The following is a 22,802-nucleotide window of genomic DNA, read 5'->3' on the forward strand; positions in this document are numbered from 1 at the left end:
GCGCGAAGGGGCACCGGGTCGGGTAGGAGTTTGGGGCATGTCCTACAGGGGGAATGATCTCGATCTGAAAGTGCCGGCTGGGCGCGTGCGCAGCGCATCCGGCAGCACCGGCGATACGACCTTATGGGTCGATGAGACGCTGCTGGCCTGCTGCAACAACGCCTTCGACCTGGCGCTCGCCTATGGGGCCGGCGAGGTCCGCCTCGCCCATCTCATTCACGCCCTCACGCGGGTCGAAGCCGCCGTACGCATCCTCGAGCAGCGCGCCATCAGCGCCGCGCGCCTGCGCCACGAGAGCGCTGCCTTGATCGTCAACGAGAGCCCCGTCCCGCTGACGAGCGAGCGCCAATCGCCGCGCCGCTCGGTCGAGTTCGAGGATGTCCTGCGGCGCGCTGTGGACACCGCCCGGCGCCGCGGCTCGGCCGCCGGCATCGAGGATGTGCTCCACGCCCTGCTGACCGGCAACCGCGCCAATCCCGCCGTCGACCTGCTGCAGCGGCTCGCGCCCGAGCTTCCCGAGGTGCCCGTGCTGGCCGAGCCCACGGCCCGTCTCGCCCTGATCGAGGACACGCTGCGCGGCATCCACGCCGAGCTTGCCGGCGACCGCCGCCTGCTCTCGGACATCGTGCGTGACCTTCAGCGCGAAGTCGCGGGCCACCGCGGCGAGAGCGCCAGCCATTCGACGGCCCTCGTCGGACGCCTCGCCGAGCTCGAGCGCCATCTCGGCACGGCGCCAGAAATCGGCGAGAAGCTGCAATCCATCGAGCAGGCCGTCCAGGGCGGCATGGGCGAAGGCGCCCGCACCTGGGCCGCCATCGAGCAACGCCTCGAAAGCCTCGAAGCCGCCGTCCGCGCGACCGATCTCCTCGAGCCGATCACGCGGCGGCTCACGGCCGTCGAGCAGACGCTGCAGGATCGCACGAACGACTCGGTCCGTAGCTGGGTCGCGCTCGCCGATCGCGTCCAGTCGCTCGAAAAGCTCTATCAGGCCGGCTCTACCGAGGCCGTTCGCCAGTGGAGCGCGCTCTCGCAAGGCAATGCCGAGATCCTGAAGTCGCTCACGCAGCATCAGGGGGCGCCCATCGATGGCGGCGTGCTCACCGAGCGGCTGGAGCTGATCGAGCGCACTGTCCGCAGCGGCTTCGGCGATACCGTGCGCTCCAATGCGCTGCTCGCGGACCGCGTCGGCGTCGTCGAGCGCGTCATCGGCACGCGCAACGATACCGACACCGGCATGCAGCTCGACGAGCGCCTGCGCGCGCTCGAAACCTCGCTCGACGGCCGGGCCCGCGAGACCGGCGGCCGTTGGCTCGAGCTGGTCGACCGTCTCGCCGCGATCGAGGGTCGCATCAGCGGCATCGCGGAAAAGCCGGCGACCGCGGTCACGGCCCTCGCGCCGCTGCCCTCCGCTGAAGACCTCGCGAAGCCCGTGGTCGGCTATCTGTCGAAGGTCGCTGTCACCACAGCCGAGCGCGACGACAATCACGCCCGCGCTCAGGCTCGTGCCATGGCCGAGATCGGCGGTCGCGTCGCCGCCCTGGAGCACGTCGTCCAGGCCAACAACGCCGCCGTGAATGCCGCCGCGCGCGTCTACGACCGCAACACCGACGAGCTGCACGAGGGCTTCGTGCGCTTGAGCGAGAACCAGCACACGCTCGCCTCCGCCATCGGCGACTGGCGCGACGACAGCACCAGCGAGCTGCGCCGCATTGCCGGCAGCCTCGATCGCCTCAAGGCCGTCGAGGACCGGCTCGAAAGCCTGAGCCGGTACTTCACGGCGCCACCAGCCCGCGCCCTGCCCGCGACGAGCGAAGCCTACGCGCCGCCCGAGCGGTCCGCCGCGGGCCCAGCCCTCGGCACGCCGCTCGCAAGTGTCGCCGGTTTCCGCCGCTGGCTGTTCGGCACGGACGACGTGGGTCGCGCCAATGCCAGTGCCGATCTGCGCTGGCAGCGCATGCGCGACGAGGTCCGCTCCGCCGCCGACCGCCTGCGCAAGCGGTAGTTGCCCGCCATTCGAACACGCCCCGGCGTTCCCCTCCCCCTTGTGAGGAGGGGTTAGGGGTGGGGGGAATCCCTGCCGCTAGTGTTCTGCAATCCCCCTCCTAGCCTCCCCCACGTCGCGCCGAAGGCGCGCCTTCAGCGCTGAGTGGGAGGAACCTGACGGCGTGATTTGCGCGGGCGAGCTTCGTCCGCTTGCCCGCGCCCTCCGCCTGTGCTGCTGTCCGCGAAACAACAGCATCAGCCGGAGGACGCCGATGAATCTCTCATTCATGCTCAAGGAGCGCGCCGCGCAGGGAAAGCCCGTGCGCATCGGCCAGATCGGCGCCGGCAAGTTCGGCACCATGCACCTCGCACAGACGCGCCTCACGACGGGCATGCACCTCGTCGGCCTCGCCGACCTCTATCCCGATCGCGCGCGCAAGCGCATGAGCGAAGTCGGCTGGCCCGCCGAGCAGACCCAGGCCAAATCCCTCGGCGACGCGCTCAAGTCCGGCGCCACTTGTGTCACCGACGACGCCATGTCGCTCATCGCCTGCCCCGACATCGACGTCATCGTCGAAGCGACCGGCGATCCTGCAACCGGCATCAAGCTCTGCCTCGCCGCCATCGAGCACGGCAAGCACATCGTCATGGTCAACGTCGAGGCGGACAGCGTCGCCGGCCCACTGCTCGCACAGAAAGCCCGCGCTGCCGGCGTCGTCTACTCGCTGGCCTGGGGCGACCAACCCGCGCTCGTCTGCGAGCACGTCGACTGGGCGCGTGCCTGCGGCTTCGAGGTCGTCGCCGCCGGCAAGGGCACGCGCTACCACCCGACCTACCACCAGTCGAACCCCGACACCGTCTGGGACATCCTCTCGAAGTACCTGAAGATCGAGGATCGCAGCCACATCAACCCGAAGATGTTCAACTCGTTCGTCGACGGCACGAAGTCCGGCATCGAGATGACCGCGATCTGCAATGCCACGGGCCTCGTCCCGCAGACCGACGGTCTCGCCTTCCCGCCCGCCTCGCGCTTCGAGCTCGCCGAGGTCTGCAAGCCGAAAAGCGACGGCGGCACGCTCGAAAAGAAAGGCGTCACGGAAGTCGTCTCATCGATCACACGCAACGACAAGGACGTGCCGCACCATCTGGCCATGGGCACCTACGTCGTGATCACCTCCGAGAGCGCCTACAGCCGCGAGTGCTTCAAGGAGTACAACATGCTGCCCGATAGCAGCGGCACCTACGCGGCGCTCTATCGCCCGACGCACATGATCGGCCTCGAGCTTGGGTTGTCGATCGCCTCCGCGGCGCTACGCAAAGAGCCGACCGGATCGCCGATCTGCTTCAACTCCGATGTCGTCGCGACGGCCAAGCGCGATCTCAAGAGGGGCGAGATGCTCGACGGCGAGGGCGGCTTCTGCGTCTGGGGCAAGCAGACGCCCGCCGAGATGTCGCTGAAGGAGGGGTATCTCCCGCTCGGTCTCGCGCACAACGTCGCACTCAAGCGCGACATCAAGCTCGGCGAGCGCCTCAAGTGGGACGACGTCACCTACGACGCCACCGACAACGCCGTCAAAGTCCGCCGCGAGATGGAAGCAGTGTTTGGGAGACGCAACGCGACGTAGCACTCTCGGGCAGCAGATCGAGGGGCCTTGCCCCTCGAACTCCCCACCAAGGGCGAGGCCCTTGGAACCCATTATATAAGGGTGCAGGGGCGAGCCCCTGCCGCGGGAGGGTGAGGGCCGCGCAGGCCCTCACTTGCCGCAGGCAAATCACATCCCCGGCCGCCCGGTCTTTCGCGGCCGACCACGCCGCCCTTTCTTCTCGGCTTTCGTCGGCACATCGATCGTGCGCGTCGGCTTCGGCGGCGGCGTACCACCCACTGGCACTTCCGTTCGCCCGACCGTCATCTCGTCGAGCGTCGGCTTGCGCACGCGCGAGGTCGATTGCGCGTAGGTGGGTTGTACGGGCTGATAGTCTTTGTTGATCCGCGACTCCGTCGCGGCGCCCGCTCGGGCGCTCGCCGCTTCGCCACGCTCCGGCGGCATATTCGCGCTGGCGCCGTACTTGCGCGCACCCTTGAACGCACCGGCGCGATCCTCGACATCCGACTGCCGCGCCAATGGATCATCAGCGACCGCAAGCTCCGTCTCGCGCAGGCGCTTGATCTCGTCGCGCAGCCGCGCCGCGTCCTCGAACTCGAGATCGGCCGCCGCATCGCGCATGCGCCGCTCCATGTCCTCGATGACCTTCGCGAGGTTGTGGCCGACGAGCGGCTGATCCGCGAGGCCGAGATCCACCGTCACGTGATCCTGCTCGTAGACCGATGCCATCGCATCGCCGATCGACTTGCGCACGCTCTCCGGCGTGATGCCGTTCGCCGCGTTCCACGCCATCTGCTTCTCGCGGCGCCGATCGGTCTCGCTCATCGCGCGATCCATCGAGCCGGTGATCTGGTCGGCGTAGAGGATCACCTTGCCGTCGACGTTGCGCGCCGCGCGGCCGATCGTCTGGATCAGCGACGTCTCCGAGCGGAGAAAACCTTCCTTGTCGGCATCGAGGATCGCGACGAGACCGCACTCGGGAATGTCGAGGCCCTCGCGCAGCAGGTTGATGCCGATCAGCACATCGAACGCGCCGAGCCGCAGGTCGCGAATGATCTCGATGCGCTCCAGCGTCTCGATATCCGAGTGCATGTAGCGCACGCGAATGCCGTTCTCGTGCATGTACTCGGTGAGATCCTCGGCCATGCGCTTCGTGAGCACCGTCACGAGCGTGCGGTAGCCCGCGCGCGTCACCTGCCGCACTTCGTCGAGCAGATCATCCACCTGCGACTTCGCGGGCCGCACCTCGACGACCGGATCGACGAGCCCCGTCGGCCGGATCACCTGCTCGACGAACGTGCCGCCGGATTGTTCCATCTCCCAGCCGCCCGGCGTTGCCGAGACGTACGTCGTCTGCGGCCGCATGGCGTCCCATTCCTCGAAGCGCAGCGGACGATTGTCCATGCACGAGGGCAGGCGGAAGCCGAACTCGGCGAGCGTCGCCTTGCGCCGGTAATCGCCGCGGAACATGCCGCCGATCTGCGGCACGGTCACGTGGCTCTCGTCGGCGAACACGAGCGCATTGTCCGGCAAATACTCGAACAGCGTCGGCGGCGGCTCGCCGGGATTGCGGCCCGTCAGATAGCGCGAGTAGTTCTCGATGCCTGCGCACGAGCCCGTCGCTTCCATCATCTCGATATCGAAGAGTGTGCGCTGCTCGAGTCGCTGCGCCTCCAGCAGCTTGCCGGCGGCGTACAGCTCCTCGAGCCGCTGCTTGAGCTCGACCTTGATGGACGCCACGGCCTGCTGCAGCGTCGGCTTCGGCGTCACGTAGTGCGAGTTGGCGTAGACCTTCACGAGCTTGAGCTCGTCGGTCTTCTGTCCCGTCAGCGGATCGAACTCGGTGATCGCCTCGATCTCGTCGCCGAACAGCGAGATCCGCCACGCGCGATCTTCCAAATGCGCCGGGAACACTTCCACCGTATCGCCGCGCACCCGAAAGGCGCCGCGCTGGAAAGACGCGTCATTGCGCCGGTAGTGCAGCGCCACGAGATCCGCGAGGAGCTGATCGCGCGAGATCTGATCGCCGACCTGCACCTGCAGCGTCATGGCCGTGTAGGTCTCGACCGAGCCGATACCGTAGATGCACGACACCGACGCCACGATGATGACGTCGTCACGTTCGAGCAGCGCGCGCGTCGCGGCGTGGCGCATCCGGTCGATCTGCTCGTTCACCGAGGCTTCCTTCTCGATGTACGTGTCCGTTCGCGGCACGTACGCCTCGGGCTGGTAGTAGTCGTAGTACGAGACAAAGTACTCGACCGCATTCGACGGGAAGAAGCTCTTGAACTCGCCGTAGAGCTGCGCCGCGAGCGTCTTGTTCGGCGCGAGGATGAGCGCCGGTCGCTGCGTCCGCGCGATCACGTGCGCCATCGTGAAGGTCTTGCCCGAACCGGTGACGCCGAGCAGCACCTGATTGCGCTCGTGCTGGGTCACACCTTCGACAAGCTCCGCGATCGCCTGCGGCTGGTCGCCGCGCGGCTCGAACTCGGATTCGAGCTTGAAGGCGACGCCGCCCTCGGATTTCTCCGGCCGCTCCGGGCGGTGCGGCATGAACATCGGCATGTTGCCGGCGACCAGCGGATGCGCCGCGATCATCGGCTGCTGCGCGATCAGCGCCTTTGCGCGCTCGGATCGTTCCTCGGGCCGCGCGAGGATCGCGTTCAGCGTCGCCGATGGCGAGAAGTCCTCCGGCCGCGGCTTCACCTGGCGAAGCGCAGGCAAGACCGCTTTTCCCCCTCCCCCTTGTGGGGAGGGGTCAGGGGTGGGGGGAACCCCTACCGCTGATGTTCTGCCATCCCCCCCTCCCTGGCCCTCCCCCACCAGGGGGGAGGAAATAACCCACGGCGTGCTCGGCAAAAACGGCGCCTGTGGCGCTTCGCCGAAGCCGGGCGTCCCGGCGCCGGTCTCGACGGGCGGCCCGACAGGCTTGCCCGAACGGCCGCGCGACGGGCGCGGGCGCGGCGTCGTATCGGCGTCCTTGGTCTTTTTCGGGGGTGACTTGGGGGATTTGGCCATCGCCCGGAATATGGCGCCGCGCGTCCGGCGACACAATGGCGGCCTCCTGACAACAGGCGGTCAGGAACCTGATCAATCAACAGAAACGGGCGAGTCCGGGAGGGTGTCCCTCGTCGTGTCGAAGACCCGCCTCCGGCACGGCGGAGTGCTGGGCAAAAGCCCTGCTCGCGAAGCGACCTCTAAAACTCCACCTCGAGCTCGATGATCTCGTCGGGCTCGGCGAGCGCCCCCTCGGTCCACTCCTGCAAGAGCGGCCAGGCAAAGATCGCCTCGCAGTACGCATTGAGCAGCGGATCAAGCTCGACGGCATAGGTGCGGAAACGCGTGCAGACCGGCGCATACATGGCGTCAGCCACTGTCACCTTGTCGCCGAAAAGATAGGGCCCGCCGTACTTTTCCAGGCACTCCGTCCAGATGGTGCGCACGCGCTCCACGTCCGGTCGCGCGCCGGAAAAAATCTTGAACTTCTTGTGCTGCGTCTTGAGATTCATCGGCAGCGCCGAGCGCAGATTGTGGAACCCCGAGTGCATCTCGCCGGAGACCGCCCGGCAGTGCGCCCGCGCCACCCGATCGGCCGGAAAAAGCCCCGCCAGCGGGGCCACCTCGTTGACGTACTCGGCAATGGCGAGCGTATCCCAGACCGTCACGCCGTCATGGACGAGCCGCGGCACCAGCACCGAGGGCGACAGCAGCAGCAGCTCCTGGCGGTTCTCCGGGGCATCGATGTCGACCCGCTCCTCAACGACGTCGAGGCCCCCCATGCGGCACAGCAGCCACCCCCGCAGGGACCAGGACGAGTAGTTCTTGGACGAAATCGTCAGTCTTGCCTGCGCCATCTCTGCAAACCTGTCCTGCTTGCCTGTGCTGCTTGCCTGTGCTGCTTGCCTGCCTTGGGCCGTGCATTGCACAAATTTAATTCTCGCGCCGCACAATAGAGTGCAATAGTTTTAATCTGTCACGCAAGCCCAAGCGCTTAGGAGCCCGGCACCTATGCTTTATCAGGCCTACCAGTTTCAGGATGACCTGGTGTCGGTATTCCGATCGAGCGCCCGCTGGACGCTGGGCTATGCCCCGAGCCTCCCCGGTCCGCTCGGCGGCCACCTCATGGCCGCCCTCGCGATGGTCTCGCGCTTTCAGCTCACCCACACGCGGCCGGCGTTCAACATCGACAGCGTCCGCGTCGGCAATCGCGACGTCCCTGTGACGGAGGAGGTCGCGCTCGACCTGCCCTTCGGCAAGCTCCTCCACTTCGCCAAGGATGTCGACACGCCACAGCCGCGCATCCTGATCGTGGCGCCGCTGTCGGGACACTTCTCGACGCTGCTCGCCGGCACGGTCCGCACCATGCTCGTCGATCACGACGTCTATCTCACCGACTGGGCGAACGCGCGCGACGTGCCGCTGGACGCGGGCACGTTCGGCGTTGACGACTATCTCGACTATCTCATCAAGTTCTTCGACGTGATCGGCCCGCGCAGCCACGTCCTCGCCGTCTGCCAGCCGTGCGTGCAGACATTGGCTGCCGTCGCCGTCATGTCGCAGGCGAACCATCCTGCGACGCCGATCTCGATGACGCTGATGGCAGGACCGATCGATCCGCGCGAAAGCCCGACCGAGGTCAATGAGCTCGCCGTCGCCAAATCGCTCTCGTGGTTCGAGAACTCGGTCATTCACGCCGTTCCGCGCCGCTATGCGGGCGGCGGGCGGCGCGTCTACCCGGGCTTCATCCAGCTCGTCGCCTTCATGGCCATGAACATGCCGCGCCACACGGCCGCGCACCGCAAGCTCTATCATCACCTCGCCAATGGCGAGGAGAAGGAAGCCGCGAAGATCAAGGACTTTTACGACGAGTACTTCGCCGTCCTCGACATGACGGAGGAGTTCTACATGGAGACCATCGACCGGGTCTTCCAGAGAGCCGAGCTGGCGCAGGGGCAGTTCACCTACCGCGGCCACAAAGTCGATCCGGGCGCCATCCGCAAGACCGCGCTGCTGACCGTCGAGGGCGGGCGCGACGACATCTGCGCGCTCGGACAAACCGCCGCAGCGCACGATCTGTGCAATTCACTGCGTCCACATCTGAAGCGCCATCACCTGCAGGCGAACGTCGGTCACTACGGCGTGTTCAACGGCAAGCGTTGGGAGAAGGAAATCTATCCCGTCGTCCGCAACATGATCCTGGCGATGGAGTAGCGCACCTATCGCCGGCATCTCGTGTGTCCGGAAACGCGCGTGCCGTCCTTGCGTGTGTACGGACGCACATAGGCGCAGCGCGAGCCAGCAGAGATTTTACGCGGCGCGCTATGCTTGGGGCCAGCGGCTGGTCTCGGAACCTTTGCGACAATGATGGGCCTCTCGACCGTCCGGGTCTCCACGATCACAGGCTTTTCAATAATCACCGGTTTCTCGATCACCACCTGCCTTTCGACGACGATGGGAGGCGGCGGAGTTGGAGGCAGAACGGCAGTCTGGATCGGGGGGTTCTGTGCGCAAGCCGCGCACAGCAGCACCGTCGCAATGAGGTAAAGGGCAGGCCACATATCGCCTCGCAAATTGCTCAATAAAACGCAGGTCAACATGGCTGGCAGAGTAGCGACAGGCCGCGCGAGTCGCTGTGGCGGTCACATCACAATTCACAGCACCGCGGCGCCGCATCGGTCGCCGCGGTCTCGCAGCCTTCCTGCGGCATCTGCATATCATCCCTGCACACGGCGGAGTTGTAGTATGATCGCGCTAATCGCCACATGCGGCGGGAGCCGATACTCAATTTGACGCCGCGACACCACTGCTAGCCACCGGCCCTATTTGCGGCCTCCTACCAGCTCGGGCACCCCGCGCTCTGGAGACACAAACAATGACAACGAGCCGCGTCCTCGTAATGACGGGGGGCAGCAGAGGCTTTGGCCGGCGCATGGTCGAGCGTCTGTTGTCCGAGCATGATGATTGGCGCGTGATCCTGCTCGCGCGCGCCTCCCCACATCTTTCTGAGCTCAAGGCCGCCATCGCCGATCCGAGCCGCATCAGTGTCGTCGAGACCGATCTCGCGAGCCTGGCCTCGGTCACGGAGAGCATCCACGATATCGAGCTGCTGCTGCAGGGCCAGCCGATCGATGCGGTCCTTCTGAACGCGGGCGTGCAGATCGTCGAAGGTGACCGGACCTCGCCTGATGGCCTCGAGATGACGTTTGCCGTCAATCATCTCGCGCACTTCCTCCTCGCCGACAGCCTCGCGCCGCACATCAAGACCGGCGGTCGCCTGATCTTCACCTCGAGCGAGGTCCACGATCCCGATGCCTTCTGCCTCATCGGCATTGCGCGCGCGACGTGGCAATCGCCGGACACCCTGGCCGACAGCACACGATCTCAAATGGACCAGCCGGAAGGCGTCGAGCGCGGCGAGGCGCGCTACAGCGCGTCGAAGCTGCTCAACCTGATGTCGGCACGCCACTTCGCGGCGATCGAGCCGCGCTTCTCGACGTTCGCCTTCAATCCGAGCGTCGTGCCGGGGACAGACATCGCGCGCGAGCGCAACATCTTCCAGATCCTCGCCTGGAAGTATCTGCTGCCGGCTCTGGCGCCGATCCTGCCGGGCGCGAGGTCTCTGTCACGCACGGCCGGTGATCTGCTCTGGCTGGTGACAGAAGCGGATGCCGAGGCGTTGCGCGGCGCGTACGTCGATGGACGCACCGTGGAGCCGGGCTCGGAAGAGTCCCGCGACGCGGCCAAGATCGAGGCCGTCGTGTCGACGTCGCGCGGGTTGATTGCCAGGCATCGACCCGTACAGCCGCACGTGATCGCTGCGTCGCTGCAGGCGTCAGACCCGAGGCAAGCCTCGGCCTGACCACCACGCCCAGCCCTTGGTTATCCGGCCAACTGCCGGGCTATATGCGGTCGCGTGCTGCCCAGATGGTGCCGCAGAGGAAGCCACAAGAGAACACGACCGAGATCAGTAGAGCAGTCCAAATCATCGCTTTTTTTCTCGCCGCGTCCCTCCAGGGTCAGCGGCTGACTTCCGGTGAGCGTACCCCCCGCCCTCCGCGTCGGTGATCAGTGCACTGTCTCTATTACGCGCGCGCTGCGCAAGTGCCTGCCGGCAACAGGTTGCTGAACACGCGCATCAGGCCATGTTTTCCACAGGCTATTCGCAAACCATCCGCCCTCAGCAGCATCGCCCGATGGCTTCAGGCAACGGAGTAAGGTGCAAAGCGGCTGCGGGTCTCGTCGACCGCGAGCGGTCGTCCGATCGCCGGAAAGGCCCTCTGCGGACAGGCTTCGCGCTCGCACACCTTGCAGCCCACGCCGATAGGCGTACGCGCCTCCCGGCTCTTCAGGTCGAGGCCCTTGGCGTACACGAGCCGGTGCGCGTGCCGGATGTCGCAGCCGAGCGCCACGGCAAACGTCTTGTTCGGCGTGCCGTAGCCGCCCTGCCCCGTCGTCACGGTGCGGGCGATGCAAAGATAGGTCCGGCCGTCCGGCATCTCTGCGAGCTGAACCAGAATGCGTCCCGGATGGGCGAAGGCATCGTACACGTTCCACAGCGGGCAGGTGCCGCCGATCCGCGAGAAATGAAAATCCGTCGCGGACTGACGCTTGCTCATGTTACCGGCGCGGTCGACACGCACGAAGAAGAAGGGCACGCCCCGAGCGCTCTGGCGCTGCAAAGTGCTGAGGCGATGACAGACCGTCTCGAACCCCACTCCGAACTGCCGTCCGAGCTGATCGATGTCATAGTGCAGGCTCTCGGCCGCGGAGAGGAACGGCCCATAGGGCAGGACCAGTGCGCCCGCAAAGTAGTTGGCAAGGCCGATGCGGGCGAGGGCAAGTGTCTCGGGGTGAGCGAAAGCGGCTTTCGCAGTCAGGCTATCGATCAACTCGCCGCACTCGATGAAGGCGAGCTGGGTCGCGAGCTGAAATGCCTGTTGGCCCGGTCGTAGATTGCGACCGATGGTGAGCGTACGCGTCCGCGCATCGTAGCGCCGTTGCAGCGGAGCACTTTCCCTATCCCCCGGTTCGACGATGACCTCGATGCCATGCCTGTCACGAAGCCGGGCCACGAGCGCCGCACTCATCTCACCGATCGCACCGCCGGTCTCCTCGAAGATGCGCTCGGCTTTGCGGTCGAGCACGTCGATGTGGTTGCGCCGTGCATAGAAGAAGTCACGAACCTCCTCGAACGGCATTTGCGCTGCGGTCACGCCGTCGCCTTCGCCAAGGCGGGCCGCGAGCTCATCCGTGCGCTCCACAGCTTCGCGATACCGTCGATGCAGGGTCAGGAACGCGCGCGCGACGACCGGCATGCCGGACACCAACTCGCGAACCTCGGCGAGCGCCACGTGTCCGTCCGTCGGCAGTTCCGACAGCACATCGCGCAACTCGGCGACAAGCCGGGCCTCCTCGTCCTCGGAGAAGAGTTGTACGTCGACGCCAAACGCCGCGTTGATCTTGAGCAGGATCGGCACCGTCAGCGGACGCTGGTTCTGCTCGAGCTGATTGACGTAGCTCGGCGAGAGCGAGAGCGCCTTGGCGAGCGCCGCCTGAGTGAGCCCCTTCTCTTCGCGCAGGCGCCGCAAGCGGACGCCCAGGAAAGCCTTTCGCATATTCGCAACCTTCGCAAATTCGCTGCGATTGCCTCGCAATTATCCGCTCATTCGCATGTTCTGCAACGAGCTCGTCTTGTGGATATTGCGAATTGCCAAGTCCTGCAACAGCCATGGGCTGAAAATGATCGCCACGCCCAATTCAGCCGCGACGCGCTTCATCGAGATGATCTTTCCCGAGCACGCCAACCACTACGGCACGCTGTTCGGCGGCAATGCGCTGAGCCTCATGGGCAAGGCGGCCTTCGTCGCTGCCACGCGGCGCGCCCGCACGGCCGTGGTCATGGCCTCGTCGGACAAGATCGATTTCCACGTGCCTGTCCGTGTCGGCGAGCTCGTCGAGCTCGATGCGCGCGTGGCCCGCGTCGGCCGGGCCTCGATGACCGTCGAGGTCGAGGTGACGGCCGAGGCATTGCTCACGGGTGAGCGCCGCCTCGCCATGCGCGGCTCATTCGAAATGGTCGCCGTCGACGCCAGCGGCAAGCCGATCGCCATCCCATCACCTGAACTTCTGTCTGCAAACGAGGAACGTCCGACGTGAAGCTGCATACTGTCCGCACCCACAAGTCCTCCGAGATGCTGCCGCGCGCCGCGCAGCTCGCCTGGAAGATCGCCAGCGTTGCCTCCGATGACGTGCCGCTCGACGATGATGTCGTCGAGATGATCGGTAACCGCATTATCGACAATGCCGCGGTCGCCGCCGCGTCGCTGGCGCGCCATCCGATCGTCAGCGCGCGCGGACAGGCCACCGCGCACCGCATGCAGCCGGGCGCCACCATCTTCGGCCTCTCGCCGCAGCGTCGCTTCTCGCCGGAATGGGCGGCCTGGGCCAACGGCGTCGCCGTGCGCGAGCTGGACTTCCACGACACGTTCCTCGCCGCGGACTACTCGCATCCCGGCGACAACATCCCGCCGATCCTGGCCGTGGCTCAGCACTGCGGGCTCAATGGCGAAGATCTCCTGCGCGGCATTGCCGTCGGCTACGAGATTCACGTCAATCTCGTGAAGGGTATCTGCCTGCACGAGCACAAGATCGACCACATCGCGCACCTCGGCCCTGCCGCCGCTGCCGGCATCGGCGCCGCCCTCAAGCTGCCGACGGAGGTCATCTATCAGGCCGTGCAGCAGGCGCTGCATGTGACGACGACCACGCGCCAGTCGCGCAAGGGCGAGATCTCGAGCTGGAAAGCCTATGCACCGGCCTTCGCCGGCAAGATGGCCGTGGAAGCCGTCGATCGCTGTATGCGCGGCGAAGGTGCACCCTCGCCGGCCTGGGAGGGTGAGGACGGTTTCATCGCGTGGCTGCTGAGCGGGCCCAAGGCCGAGTATCAGGTGCCGCTGCCCGAGAAGGGCGAGCGCAAGCGCGCGATCATGGACACTTACACCAAGGAGCACTCCGCCGAGTATCAGAGCCAGGCGCTGATCGATCTCGCGCGACGCATGGGACCGAAGGTCGGCGACACGGCGCGCGTGAAGAGCATCGTCATCCACACGAGCCATCACACGCACTACGTGATCGGCACTGGCGCCAATGATCCGCAGAAGATGGACCCGAAGGCCAGCCGCGAGACGCTCGATCACTCCATCATGTACATCTTCGCGGTCGCCTTGCAGGACGGCGGCTGGCATCACGAGCGTTCTTATGCTCCCGAACGCGCGCAGCGCCCGGACACGGTTGCTCTCTGGCGCAAGATCTCGACGGCGGAAGATCCGGCCTGGACGCGCCGCTATCACAGCACTGATCCGGCCGAGAAAGCCTTCGGCGGCCGTGTGGCCGTGACGCTCGAAGACGGCACCGTCATCGAGGACGAGCTGGCCGTTGCCGACGCGCATCCGCTCGGCGCCGGGCCGTTCGCACGCCCAGACTACGTGAAGAAGTTCCGCACGCTCGCCGAGGGCATCGTCCCCGCCGCGGCACAGGACGCCTTCCTCGGCGCGGTGGAGCGTCTGCCGCGCCTGACGGCAGAAGGGCTCGCAGGTCTCACCTTCACCGTCGATCCGGCCCAACTCGGCACGGGCAGCAAGCCCGGCATCTTCAGGGAGTAAGCGACCATGGCAGAGGCAACGCCCAACAAGGTCAAGAAGTCGGTCGCGCTTTCGGGCGTCACCGCGGGCAATACCGCACTGTGCACGGTCGGCCGCAGCGGCAATGACCTGCACTATCGCGGCTATGACATCCTCGACATTGCCGACAAGTGCGAATTCGAGGAGATCGCCCATCTGCTCGTCCATGGCGATCTGCCGACCAAAGCCGAGCTCGCCGCCTACAAAACCAAGCTGAAGTCGCTGCGTGGCCTGCCAGCAGCAGTGAAGGCAGCACTAGAGGCCATCCCGGCGGCGGCCCATCCCATGGATGTCATGCGCAGCGGCGTCTCGGCCCTCGGCTGCGTGCTTCCCGAGGCCCACGACCACAATCATGCCGGCGCGCGCGATATTGCCGATCGGCTCATGGCCTCGCTCGGCTCCATGCTGCTCTATTGGCATCACTATTCTCAGAACGGCCGCCGCATCGAGGTCGAGACCGATGATGACACCATCGGCGCGCACTTCCTGCATCTCCTGCATGGCCATCCGCCGTCAGAGAGCTGGACGCGCGCCATGCACACCTCGCTCAATCTCTACGCCGAGCACGAGTTCAATGCCTCGACCTTCACCGCGCGCTCGATCGCGGGAACAGGTGCCGATATCTACTCGGCGGTAACGGGGGCCATCGGTGCCCTGCGTGGTCCCAAGCACGGTGGCGCCAACGAGGTCGCCTTCGAGATCCAGAAGCGCTATGCCTCGCCGGATGAAGCCGAGGAAGATATTCGCCGCCGCGTGACCGCCAAGGAGGTGATCATCGGTTTCGGCCATCCTGTGTACACGATCGCCGACCCGCGCAACGAGATCATCAAGAAGGTGGCGCGGGATCTGTCCGAGGAAGCGAGCTCCCTGCGCATGTTCGAGATTGCCGATCGCATCGAGGCGGTCATGGCCGAGACCAAGCGCATGTTCGCCAATCTCGACTGGTTCAGCGCCGTGTCCTATCACATGATGGGCGTGCCGACGGCCATGTTCACGCCGCTGTTCGTCATCGCCCGCACTTCCGGGTGGTGCGCGCATATCATCGAGCAGCGCCAGGACAACCGCATCATCCGCCCGTCGGCGAACTACATCGGCCCGGAGAACCGCACGTTCGTGCCGCTCGACGCGCGCAACGGGCCACCGCGGGCTGCTTAAATCAAGGAAGAGAAATGCCCTATCTTGTTGCCGCCGATGTCGCCACTGATCCCGCGGGCGTGCGCTTCCGCAAGCTCCTCGCGCGTCCCGGCATTCTTTCGCTGCCGGGCGCGCACAACGGCATGGCGGCCATCCAAGCGCGCAATGCCGGCTTCGAGGGCCTGTATCTTTCGGGCGCGGCCATGACCGCTTCGATGGGGCTACCCGACCTCGGCATCATCACGGTCGATGAGGTCGCCTTCTTCATTCGTCAGCTCGCGCGGGCCAGCGGTCTGCCTGTCCTCGTCGATGGCGATACCGGCTACGGCGAAGCCCTCAACGTCATGCACATGGTGCGCACGTTCGAGGATGCCGGTGCGGCGGCCGTGCACGTCGAGGATCAGCTCCTGCCGAAGAAGTGCGGGCACCTCAATGACAAGAAGCTCGCCGACGCGCAGGACATGGCGGCCAAGGTCGCCGCTGCCGCCAAGGCGCGCCGCCATCTCTATCTGATCGCGCGCACGGATGCCGCGGCGAGCGAAGGGATCGACGGTGCCGTCGCGCGGGCGAGGCTCTATATCGAAGCCGGCGCCGATGCGATCTTCCCCGAAGCGCTCAACACGGCCGAGATGTTCCGCGCCTTCGCCAAGGCTTTGCCCGGCGTGCCGCTGCTCGCCAACATGACCGAGTTCGGCAAGACGCCGTTCTTCACGGCCTCCGAGTTCGAGGCCATGGGCTACAAGATGGTCATCTGGCCGGTGAGCTCGTTGCGCGTCGCCAACAAGGCGCAGGAGCGCCTTTATGCGGCCATGGCGCGCGACGGTGGCGCCCACAATATGGTCGAGCGCATGCAGACCCGCGCCGAGCTCTATGCCGCCATCGGCCTGCACGACTACGAGGCGCTCGATGCCTCGATCGTCCAGACGATCATTCCGACGGACATGCCGCAGGGGTAGTCTGAGCTAGGGAGGCGAAGGATACGCGATCGGCGACGATCCGATCGCTGACCTCACGTCCGCTTGCTACGGTGGGGCCTCAAGAGCGAACAGCGTGGATCCAAGACCACACGCGGCCTGGCAGAGCCGGCATTTGAACCATGTCGCAGGGAACCAGATCAGAGAGCGCGTCGGCAATAGCGTTCATGACCGCGGGTGGCGCCGCACTCGCGCCGGCCTCGGCGCACCCCTTTATGCCGAGGGGATTGGTCGCGCACACCGTTCCAGCGTGGAGCCATTCGAGAAGCGGAATGTGAGCGCTCGTTGGCAGCGCATACTCCATGAATGAGCCCGCGAGCTGCCGGCCGCTGACAGCGTCATACATCACATGCTCGAGCAGTGCCTGGCCAATACCCTGTGCGACGCCGCCGATCACCTGCGCCTCGACCTCCGCCGCGTCGAGCAATACACCGAAGTCGTCGGCAGCGACGTAGCGCAGGATCTGCACGGCTCCGGTTTCCGGATCGATCTCGACTTCGCAGATATGACAACCGCTGCCGAAAGTGCCCGCAGTCACCTCGATCCTGGCCTCGCAATCCAGAATACCCGAGAATTGCGCCGCAATCTCAGGGATCGTCATCGTCAGATTGCGTTCGGACAGGCGGAACATTCCATCCTCATAGACGATGTCTCCGGACGAACAGCTCCAGAGCTCGGCAATCTTCCGGCGCGCGATATCGATGACTTTGTCGCCGAGCGCCAGGATCGCCAGACTGGACGTAAGCGTGGACTTGGAGCCGCCCGTGCCGCCGCCTTCCGCGACGTCGCTCGTATCGCCCTCCGCGAAAAGAATGCTCTCCAAATCCAGCCCGAGCTTTTCCGCGAACGGTTTCGCCACGGCGCTGTGCCGCTGTCCGGTGGACTGCGTGCCGGTATGAAGAAAGACGTAGCCGTCGGAGGTAAAACGCGCCCGGGCCGATTCGACAGGACGCTTGCCTGGCTCGATCTGCCGGGCGGCGGCCAGGCCCCCATTGGCCTCCAGATAGTTCGCGATCCCCAATCCGCGCAGAAGACCGCGCGCGCTACTATCAGCGCGGCGCGCATCGAAACGAACGTAGTCGATGTGCTGGAGCGCACGTGACATGTTTGCCGGGAAATCACCGCTGTCCAGGGATAGGCCGCTCGCGGTCGTCGTCGGCTTATCGACGCGCGGGATGAGATTGCGGCGACGCAGCTCGGCGCGATCCATGCCCATTTCTCGAGCCGCCTTATCGATCAGGCGCTCGAGAATGTAGTTGGCTTCCGGCCTTCCTGCGCCGCGATACGCATCGACGGGCACGGTGTGCGTGAAGACCCCGCGCACACGATTGAAAATGTGACCAATCCCGTAGACACCTGAGAGCACCGGAGATCCGCACTCGGTCGGGACGAACGGCGCATACTGGGAGAGATAGGCGCCGACATTCGCCAGAGCATCGACGCGAATGGCCAGGATGTTGCCCTGCTTGTCCAGCGCAAGGGCGCCCGTGGAGATATTGTCGCGTGCTTGCGTGTCGCTGCGGAACCCTTCGCTGCGCGTCGCGATCCATCGCACGGGGACGCCAAGGCGGCGCGAGCTCCATAGTGCCAGCGCATACTCCGGATACGTGAAGATCTTCGTTCCGAAGCCGCCGCCGGTGCGTGGCGACTGCACGCGCAGACGATCTCGCGGTATTTGCAGCACGGAATCCGCCAGGATGCGCCGGACGAGATGGACGCCCTGCGTGCCCGCAATCAGCGTGAACGCGTCGTCCTCTCGGCTGTACATGCCGATCGCGCCGCGCGTCTCCATGGGCGTCGGCGCGACGCGGTTGTTGACGATCTCGAGTGTGACGTTGCGGTGCGCGCGCGCAAATATGGCGTCGCTCTTCGCGCGATCCCCGAACTCCCAATCAAAAACGACGTTGTCTGGCGTCTGACCCCACACCAGTGGCGCGTTGCAGGTGGCCGATGCGAGATCGACGGCGCACGGCAGCACCTCGTAGGTTACATCGATCCGGGCCGCGGCAGCGACGGCCTGCTCCGCAGTCTCCGCCACAATCCACGCCACGCCTTCTCCCTCATAGCGCACCCGGTCCGCGGCGAGTATCGACCATGGCGCATCCGCGCGCGGCGTGCCATCGGCGGAGTTCAGCTTGATCAGGCAGGGTATCGGCTGAAGATCGGCGATGTGGGAGGCGAGGAAGATGCCGGCAACGCCCGGCATACGCTCGGCCGCTGCGGTCGAGATACTGATGATGCGGGCGTGCGCGTGCGGTGAGCGCAGCATGACGGCATGGTGCATGCCGGCGATGGAAATATCAGCGAGATATCGCGCGTTTCCGACCAGAGGCGCGAGCTCTCCGTCGGCGCTCTCAAACGCCCTGTTCGATCGATCCTGCATGTCGAGCTATTCGCTTGTGTCGCTGACGACGACTGTTGCTTCCGACGGCCACGTTATTGTCACGGCATGGCCCGGTGTCAGATCGCCGCGCCGCGCCTCGCTGTTTTGCCGGGTCACAATGATCGTTTCGCCCGATGCCAGCCGGACGCTGACCTCCGTCGAGGAGCCGGAGTAGAGCGTGTCGACGATATGCCCGGAGAGCGCATTGGCTGCCTCGCCTGCACTTCCATTTGGGGAGATCGTGACCTTCTCCGGGCGGAATGCCAGCAGCGCTTTCGTATTCGGCGCCTGCCATCCGCTGCGGAACGCGAGGCGCGTGCCATCCCGCGCAGTGAACACGCCTGCCTCGGTGACATCGCCCGCAAGAAAATTCGAGCGCCCGAGAAAATCGGCGACGAAGCGCGTCTGCGGACTTTCGTACACGTCCTCGGGCGTCCCGATCTGCTCCACCCTGCCGCGGTTCATCACGACCAGGCGGTCGGCCATGGTCAGTGCTTCGTCCTGGTCGTGCGTGACGAACAATGTCGTCACCTTCTGCTCCTGCTGGAGCTTGCGTATCTCCTTGCGCACGTCGAGGCGAAGCTTCGCATCGAGCGCCGACAGAGGCTCGTCGAGAAGAAGAACGTCGGGGCGAATGACCATCGCACGCGCCAGCGCGATGCGTTGCTGCTGGCCTCCAGAGAGCTGCCGAGGCAGGCGATCGCCGAACTCACCCATGTGCACCATCGCGAGGGCTTCACGCACACGGGCCTGCACTTCGGCACGCGCAACGCCGCGGCGCTCCAAACCGAAGGCGACGTTCTGCGCGACCGACATATGCGGGAAGAGGGCGTAGCCTTGAAAGACCATCCCGGTATTGCGACGGTACGATGGGAGCCGCGTGACATCGCGCTCGCCAAAGAAGATTTGGCCGGATGTGACATCCACGAAGCCGGCAAGCATTCGCAAGGTCGTCGTCTTGCCGCAGCCGCTCGGGCCGAGCAGGGCGAGGAGCTCGCCGTCATGAATGGTCAGATCGAGATCCTTGACGACCTGGACGTCGCCGTAGGCCTTGCTGACGGAATTGAAGTTGATTGCGGACATCGAGTGGACCGTCAGAAGGAGCGACTGAGTTTGAAGTAGCGGTCGGAGACCAGCAGGGCGGCAGCGATTACGAGGATCTGCATGGTGGCGACCGCAGCGATCGTCGAGTCAAGGTTCCACTCGAGATAGTTCACGATGGCGATCGGGAGCGTCACGCGGCCAGGACCGACGAGAAACAGCGACTTTTCGAGGTCGATGAACGAGACGATGAAGCTGAACATGGCGCCCGCCACGATCCCCGGACGGACGAGCGGCAGGGTCACCTTGAAGAAGGTGACAAGCGGGTTGGCGCCCAGGCTCAGGGCGGCTTCTTCGATCTGGCGATCGACGCCCACCATGGACGCCGTCACCAGGCGCACAGTCCAGGGCAATCCGATCAGTATGTGCGCGATCGACAGCCCCGGCAGACTGCCCACGAGCGGGATCTCGGTTCGGATCTCCACTTCGATGAAGAAGATATAGACGGCGGCACCAGCGACGATGCCGGGCACCATCATGGGCGCCATGAGGATGGCATTGATCGCTTCGCGGCCGGGGAAGCTATAGCGCGCCAGGGCAAGCGCGGCTGGCACGCCGAGCAGCAGGCTCCACAGCGTCGCCATCACACCTAGCTGCAGACTGAGCAGGAAGCCCTGCCGGAAGACATCCTGCTGCCAGGCGCGAATGAACCAGTCGATCGTATAGCCCTGCGGTGGAAACGACAGGATCTTGTTCGAGAAGAAGCTCGCCCAGACAACGACCACAAGAGGTGCGAGAACGAATGCCAGGGTCGCCAGAGCGACGACGCGATAGAGCGTCCGTCCCAGCATGTCCTTCCAAAGGCGGCTGCTTTCGTTCATTTCACATCCGCCCGTAGCGACGCTGAACCGTGATGCTGGAAAGGATGGTCAGCACGGCGGTGACAGCGGTCAGGACGAAGGCGAGCGCCGAGCCGAAGGGCCAATTGCTGACCTTCGTAATCTGCTCGTAGACCTTGGGGCCCATCATGTGGAACTCGGGGCCACCGATGAGGACGGGGGTGGCATAGGCGTTCATCGCGAGGATGAAGCAGATGGCGCTGCCGACATATACGCCCGGCATCGCCATCGGCACGATCACGAGCCGCATGACTTCACTCGGTCGCGCGCCGAGACTGGAAGCGGCCTCTTCGTAGACGCGGTCGATGCCCTCGATAATGCTGTAGAGCGTGATGATCATATAGGGGAGGAGCACGGCGACGATGCCGATCAGGACGGCTGTCTCGGTATAGAGGATCTTGATCGGCTCAGTAGTGAGCGACACCATCTGCAGGAGCATGTTGACGACGCCGCGATCGCCGAGCAGGACCATCCAGCCGGCCGTGCGCACCGCATTGCCCATGAGCAGAGGGATCACGACGAGCAGGATCATAATGTTTTTCGTTCGTGCGGACCGCGCCCGCGCGATCATGTAGGCGAGCGGGAAGCCGAAAATCAGCGACAGGATCGTCGATACGAGCGCCACGCGAATGGTTGTGTAGAGGACGCCGCGATAGAACTCGTCGCTGATGAACTTCTGGTAATTCTCGAGGACAAGAGCCTCGACCATGAACTGGCCCGGTACGAACTTGTTCAGGCTGAACCTGAACATGATCGCAAGCGGCAGGAACAGGAAGACGATCACCAGCAGCACAGCCGCCGTGAGCAATGGCGCAGCCCGGGCCGTATCCGAGCTGCGCCCCCCATGAGAAAGTGCCACGAACGACGTCATCTCCTGTTCAATCGCGATGATGCGTCAAGTCGACTTGAACTCCTTGTTCCACCATTCGAGCCACGCCGCTGAGTTCTTGGCTGCGTATGGATAGTCGACAAAGTGGAGCTTGCTCACCTGTTCGGGCGTGAAGTCGATACGCTTGCTGAGTTCCGGCGTGAGGGTCGCGTTGTCAACGGCGGGCGCATAGTAGGTGACCTTGGCCATCTCGGCCATCACGCCCGGATCCAGCATCGCATCCAGGTACGCATAGGCCGCATCCTTGTTGCGCGCCTTGCGCGGAATGCCGACGCCGAAGGTGATCGCAATCGCACCTTCCTTCGGATGCGCCAACTTCACCGGCAGGCCGTCATTCTCCCACTGGAGTGCGCGCGCCGTGTAGTTGGCCGAGATCCAGATCTCCTCCGAGGCGAATGCAGCCGCGAGCTGCTGATGCGCCGGATAGATGCGCGGCTTGCTGTCGACCTTGAGCTGTTTCAACTTCTCGAGGCCAGGCTTCACGTCCTTGAGCGTGCCGCCGGCAGCGAGCGCCGCAAGATAGATGTAGTTGAAATAGATCTGGTCGATCACCCCGACCCGGCCGGCGTACTTGGGATTCCACAAATCGGCAAAAGAGGTCGGCGGCTCTGAAATCTTCTTCGGATTGTAAAGTATGACCACACCGCCGTAGACCCACGGCATGAAGTAGGGTGAGCGCAGGTTCTCGCGCACGTGCTTGAAGTTCGGCATCTTGGAGGTATCGAGTTTCTCGAGGACCTCCTGCTGATCCATCTCGTAGGCATCAGCGTCCGTGAGATGCGCGATATCGAGCGTGCCGCGCGGCAGGCGCTTTTCAGCAACGAGCTTGGTCTTCCGCTCTGGCGCCTGGCTCAGCTCGCGAACGATTTTATATCCCTTGTCCTCGAGCAGCGGCTTCTCGAAGGCGCGAACGACGCGATCGTTCCAATCTCCGCCCCAGTTTCCGACGACGAGGTCCTTGCTCTGCGCCAAGGCCGGGAGAGCCGGTAGTGCGGCTGCGGCAACGCCGGCTGCTGTCGTTCCCAGAAAGCGGCGTCTGCTGAGCTGCAAGGTATTGGAATCGCGTGATTTTGTCATTGGTTCCCCGGATGATTCGAGTTGTGCGCTTCAACCGGCGGCCATCGTCGGGCTCGTGTGCGGTCACGCAATACCCTCGGGCCTGGGTATTTCTTGATTGTTTCCACTATATTTCTATATTCGTTCGCATTCGCGCACG

General features: G+C 65.0%; 16 protein-coding genes. 8 read left to right on the forward strand and 8 right to left on the reverse strand.

Features of this window, described 5'->3' with window-relative positions; genetic code table 11:
- Positions 1 to 37 precede the first annotated feature (37 nt).
- Both CS1BSM3_RS06010 and CS1BSM3_RS06015 read left to right on the forward strand, forming a co-directional pair.
- On the forward strand, positions 38 to 2,002 hold the full coding sequence (locus CS1BSM3_RS06010) for a Clp protease N-terminal domain-containing protein (RefSeq protein ID WP_072386109.1): 1,965 nt from the start codon (positions 38 to 40) through the stop codon (positions 2,000 to 2,002).
- 253 nt (positions 2,003 to 2,255) lie between these two features.
- A complete protein-coding gene (locus tag CS1BSM3_RS06015; protein ID WP_072386110.1) occupies positions 2,256 to 3,608 on the forward strand; it encodes an NAD(P)H-dependent oxidoreductase in 1,353 nt (450 codons plus the stop codon).
- A 147-nt stretch (positions 3,609 to 3,755) separates the two neighbouring features.
- On the opposite strand, the gene uvrB is transcribed toward CS1BSM3_RS06015, so the two are convergent.
- Together uvrB and CS1BSM3_RS06025 are read right to left on the reverse strand one after the other, a co-directional pair.
- Positions 3,756 to 6,605, reverse strand: coding sequence for an excinuclease ABC subunit UvrB (gene uvrB / locus CS1BSM3_RS06020; RefSeq protein ID WP_072386111.1), 2,850 nt, complete (start codon positions 6,603 to 6,605; stop codon positions 3,756 to 3,758).
- 179 nt (positions 6,606 to 6,784) lie between these two features.
- Positions 6,785 to 7,441, reverse strand: coding sequence for a glutathione S-transferase (locus tag CS1BSM3_RS06025; protein WP_072386112.1), 657 nt, complete (start codon positions 7,439 to 7,441; stop codon positions 6,785 to 6,787).
- Between the two features lie 154 nt (positions 7,442 to 7,595).
- On the opposite strand from CS1BSM3_RS06025, the gene phaZ reads away from it, so the two are divergent.
- A complete protein-coding gene (phaZ, locus tag CS1BSM3_RS06030) occupies positions 7,596 to 8,798 on the forward strand; it encodes a polyhydroxyalkanoate depolymerase (protein ID WP_072386113.1) in 1,203 nt (400 codons plus the stop codon).
- A 661-nt stretch (positions 8,799 to 9,459) separates the two neighbouring features.
- The gene (locus CS1BSM3_RS06035) at positions 9,460 to 10,446 is read left to right on the forward strand and encodes an SDR family NAD(P)-dependent oxidoreductase (protein WP_072386114.1); all 987 of its coding nucleotides are present in this window, start codon (positions 9,460 to 9,462) and stop codon (positions 10,444 to 10,446) included.
- 340 nt (positions 10,447 to 10,786) lie between these two features.
- Here the strand turns inward: CS1BSM3_RS06035 and CS1BSM3_RS06040 are convergent, their stop codons facing one another.
- A complete protein-coding gene (locus CS1BSM3_RS06040) occupies positions 10,787 to 12,202 on the reverse strand; it encodes a short-chain fatty acyl-CoA regulator family protein (RefSeq protein WP_072386714.1) in 1,416 nt (471 codons plus the stop codon).
- A 124-nt stretch (positions 12,203 to 12,326) separates the two neighbouring features.
- On the opposite strand from CS1BSM3_RS06040, the gene CS1BSM3_RS06045 reads away from it, so the two are divergent.
- From CS1BSM3_RS06045 to prpB, 4 genes are read left to right on the forward strand one after another with little or no spacing between them, the layout of a single operon-like run.
- A complete protein-coding gene (locus tag CS1BSM3_RS06045) occupies positions 12,327 to 12,743 on the forward strand; it encodes an acyl-CoA thioesterase (RefSeq protein ID WP_072386715.1) in 417 nt (138 codons plus the stop codon).
- Positions 12,740 to 14,248, forward strand: a complete 1,509-nt coding sequence (locus CS1BSM3_RS06050) for an MmgE/PrpD family protein (RefSeq protein WP_072386115.1) — start codon at positions 12,740 to 12,742, stop codon at positions 14,246 to 14,248. Before CS1BSM3_RS06045 ends, CS1BSM3_RS06050 begins: the two co-directional genes overlap by 4 nt.
- Positions 14,249 to 14,254: 6 nt before the next feature.
- Positions 14,255 to 15,421, forward strand: coding sequence for a bifunctional 2-methylcitrate synthase/citrate synthase (gene prpC, locus CS1BSM3_RS06055; RefSeq protein WP_072386116.1), 1,167 nt, complete (start codon positions 14,255 to 14,257; stop codon positions 15,419 to 15,421).
- Between the two features lie 14 nt (positions 15,422 to 15,435).
- Positions 15,436 to 16,356 (forward strand): methylisocitrate lyase, encoded by a 921-nt coding sequence (gene prpB, locus CS1BSM3_RS06060; protein ID WP_072386117.1) that lies wholly within the window; start codon positions 15,436 to 15,438, stop codon positions 16,354 to 16,356.
- A 79-nt stretch (positions 16,357 to 16,435) separates the two neighbouring features.
- Here the strand turns inward: prpB and CS1BSM3_RS06065 are convergent, their stop codons facing one another.
- The 5 genes from CS1BSM3_RS06065 to CS1BSM3_RS06085 are packed head-to-tail and all read right to left on the reverse strand — an operon-like array spanning position 16,436 to position 22,663.
- Positions 16,436 to 18,757, reverse strand: coding sequence for a xanthine dehydrogenase family protein molybdopterin-binding subunit (locus CS1BSM3_RS06065; RefSeq protein WP_072386118.1), 2,322 nt, complete (start codon positions 18,755 to 18,757; stop codon positions 16,436 to 16,438).
- A gap of 6 nt (positions 18,758 to 18,763) precedes the next feature.
- Positions 18,764 to 19,840, reverse strand: a complete 1,077-nt coding sequence (locus CS1BSM3_RS06070; protein ID WP_072386119.1) for an ABC transporter ATP-binding protein — start codon at positions 19,838 to 19,840, stop codon at positions 18,764 to 18,766.
- Positions 19,841 to 19,851: 11 nt separating this feature from the next.
- Positions 19,852 to 20,679: an ABC transporter permease gene (locus CS1BSM3_RS06075; RefSeq protein ID WP_244540434.1), complete on the reverse strand. Its 828-nt coding sequence runs from the start codon at positions 20,677 to 20,679 to the stop codon at positions 19,852 to 19,854.
- Between the two features lies 1 nt (position 20,680).
- The gene (locus CS1BSM3_RS06080) at positions 20,681 to 21,556 is read right to left on the reverse strand and encodes an ABC transporter permease (RefSeq protein ID WP_210188745.1); all 876 of its coding nucleotides are present in this window, start codon (positions 21,554 to 21,556) and stop codon (positions 20,681 to 20,683) included.
- Positions 21,557 to 21,592: 36 nt separating this feature from the next.
- Positions 21,593 to 22,663, reverse strand: coding sequence for an ABC transporter substrate-binding protein (locus CS1BSM3_RS06085; RefSeq protein ID WP_072386121.1), 1,071 nt, complete (start codon positions 22,661 to 22,663; stop codon positions 21,593 to 21,595).
- Positions 22,664 to 22,802: the final 139 nt, after the last annotated feature.

The sequence above is a fragment of the Hyphomicrobium sp. CS1BSMeth3 genome (genome assembly GCF_900117415.1).
Classification (GTDB): domain Bacteria; phylum Pseudomonadota; class Alphaproteobacteria; order Rhizobiales; family Hyphomicrobiaceae.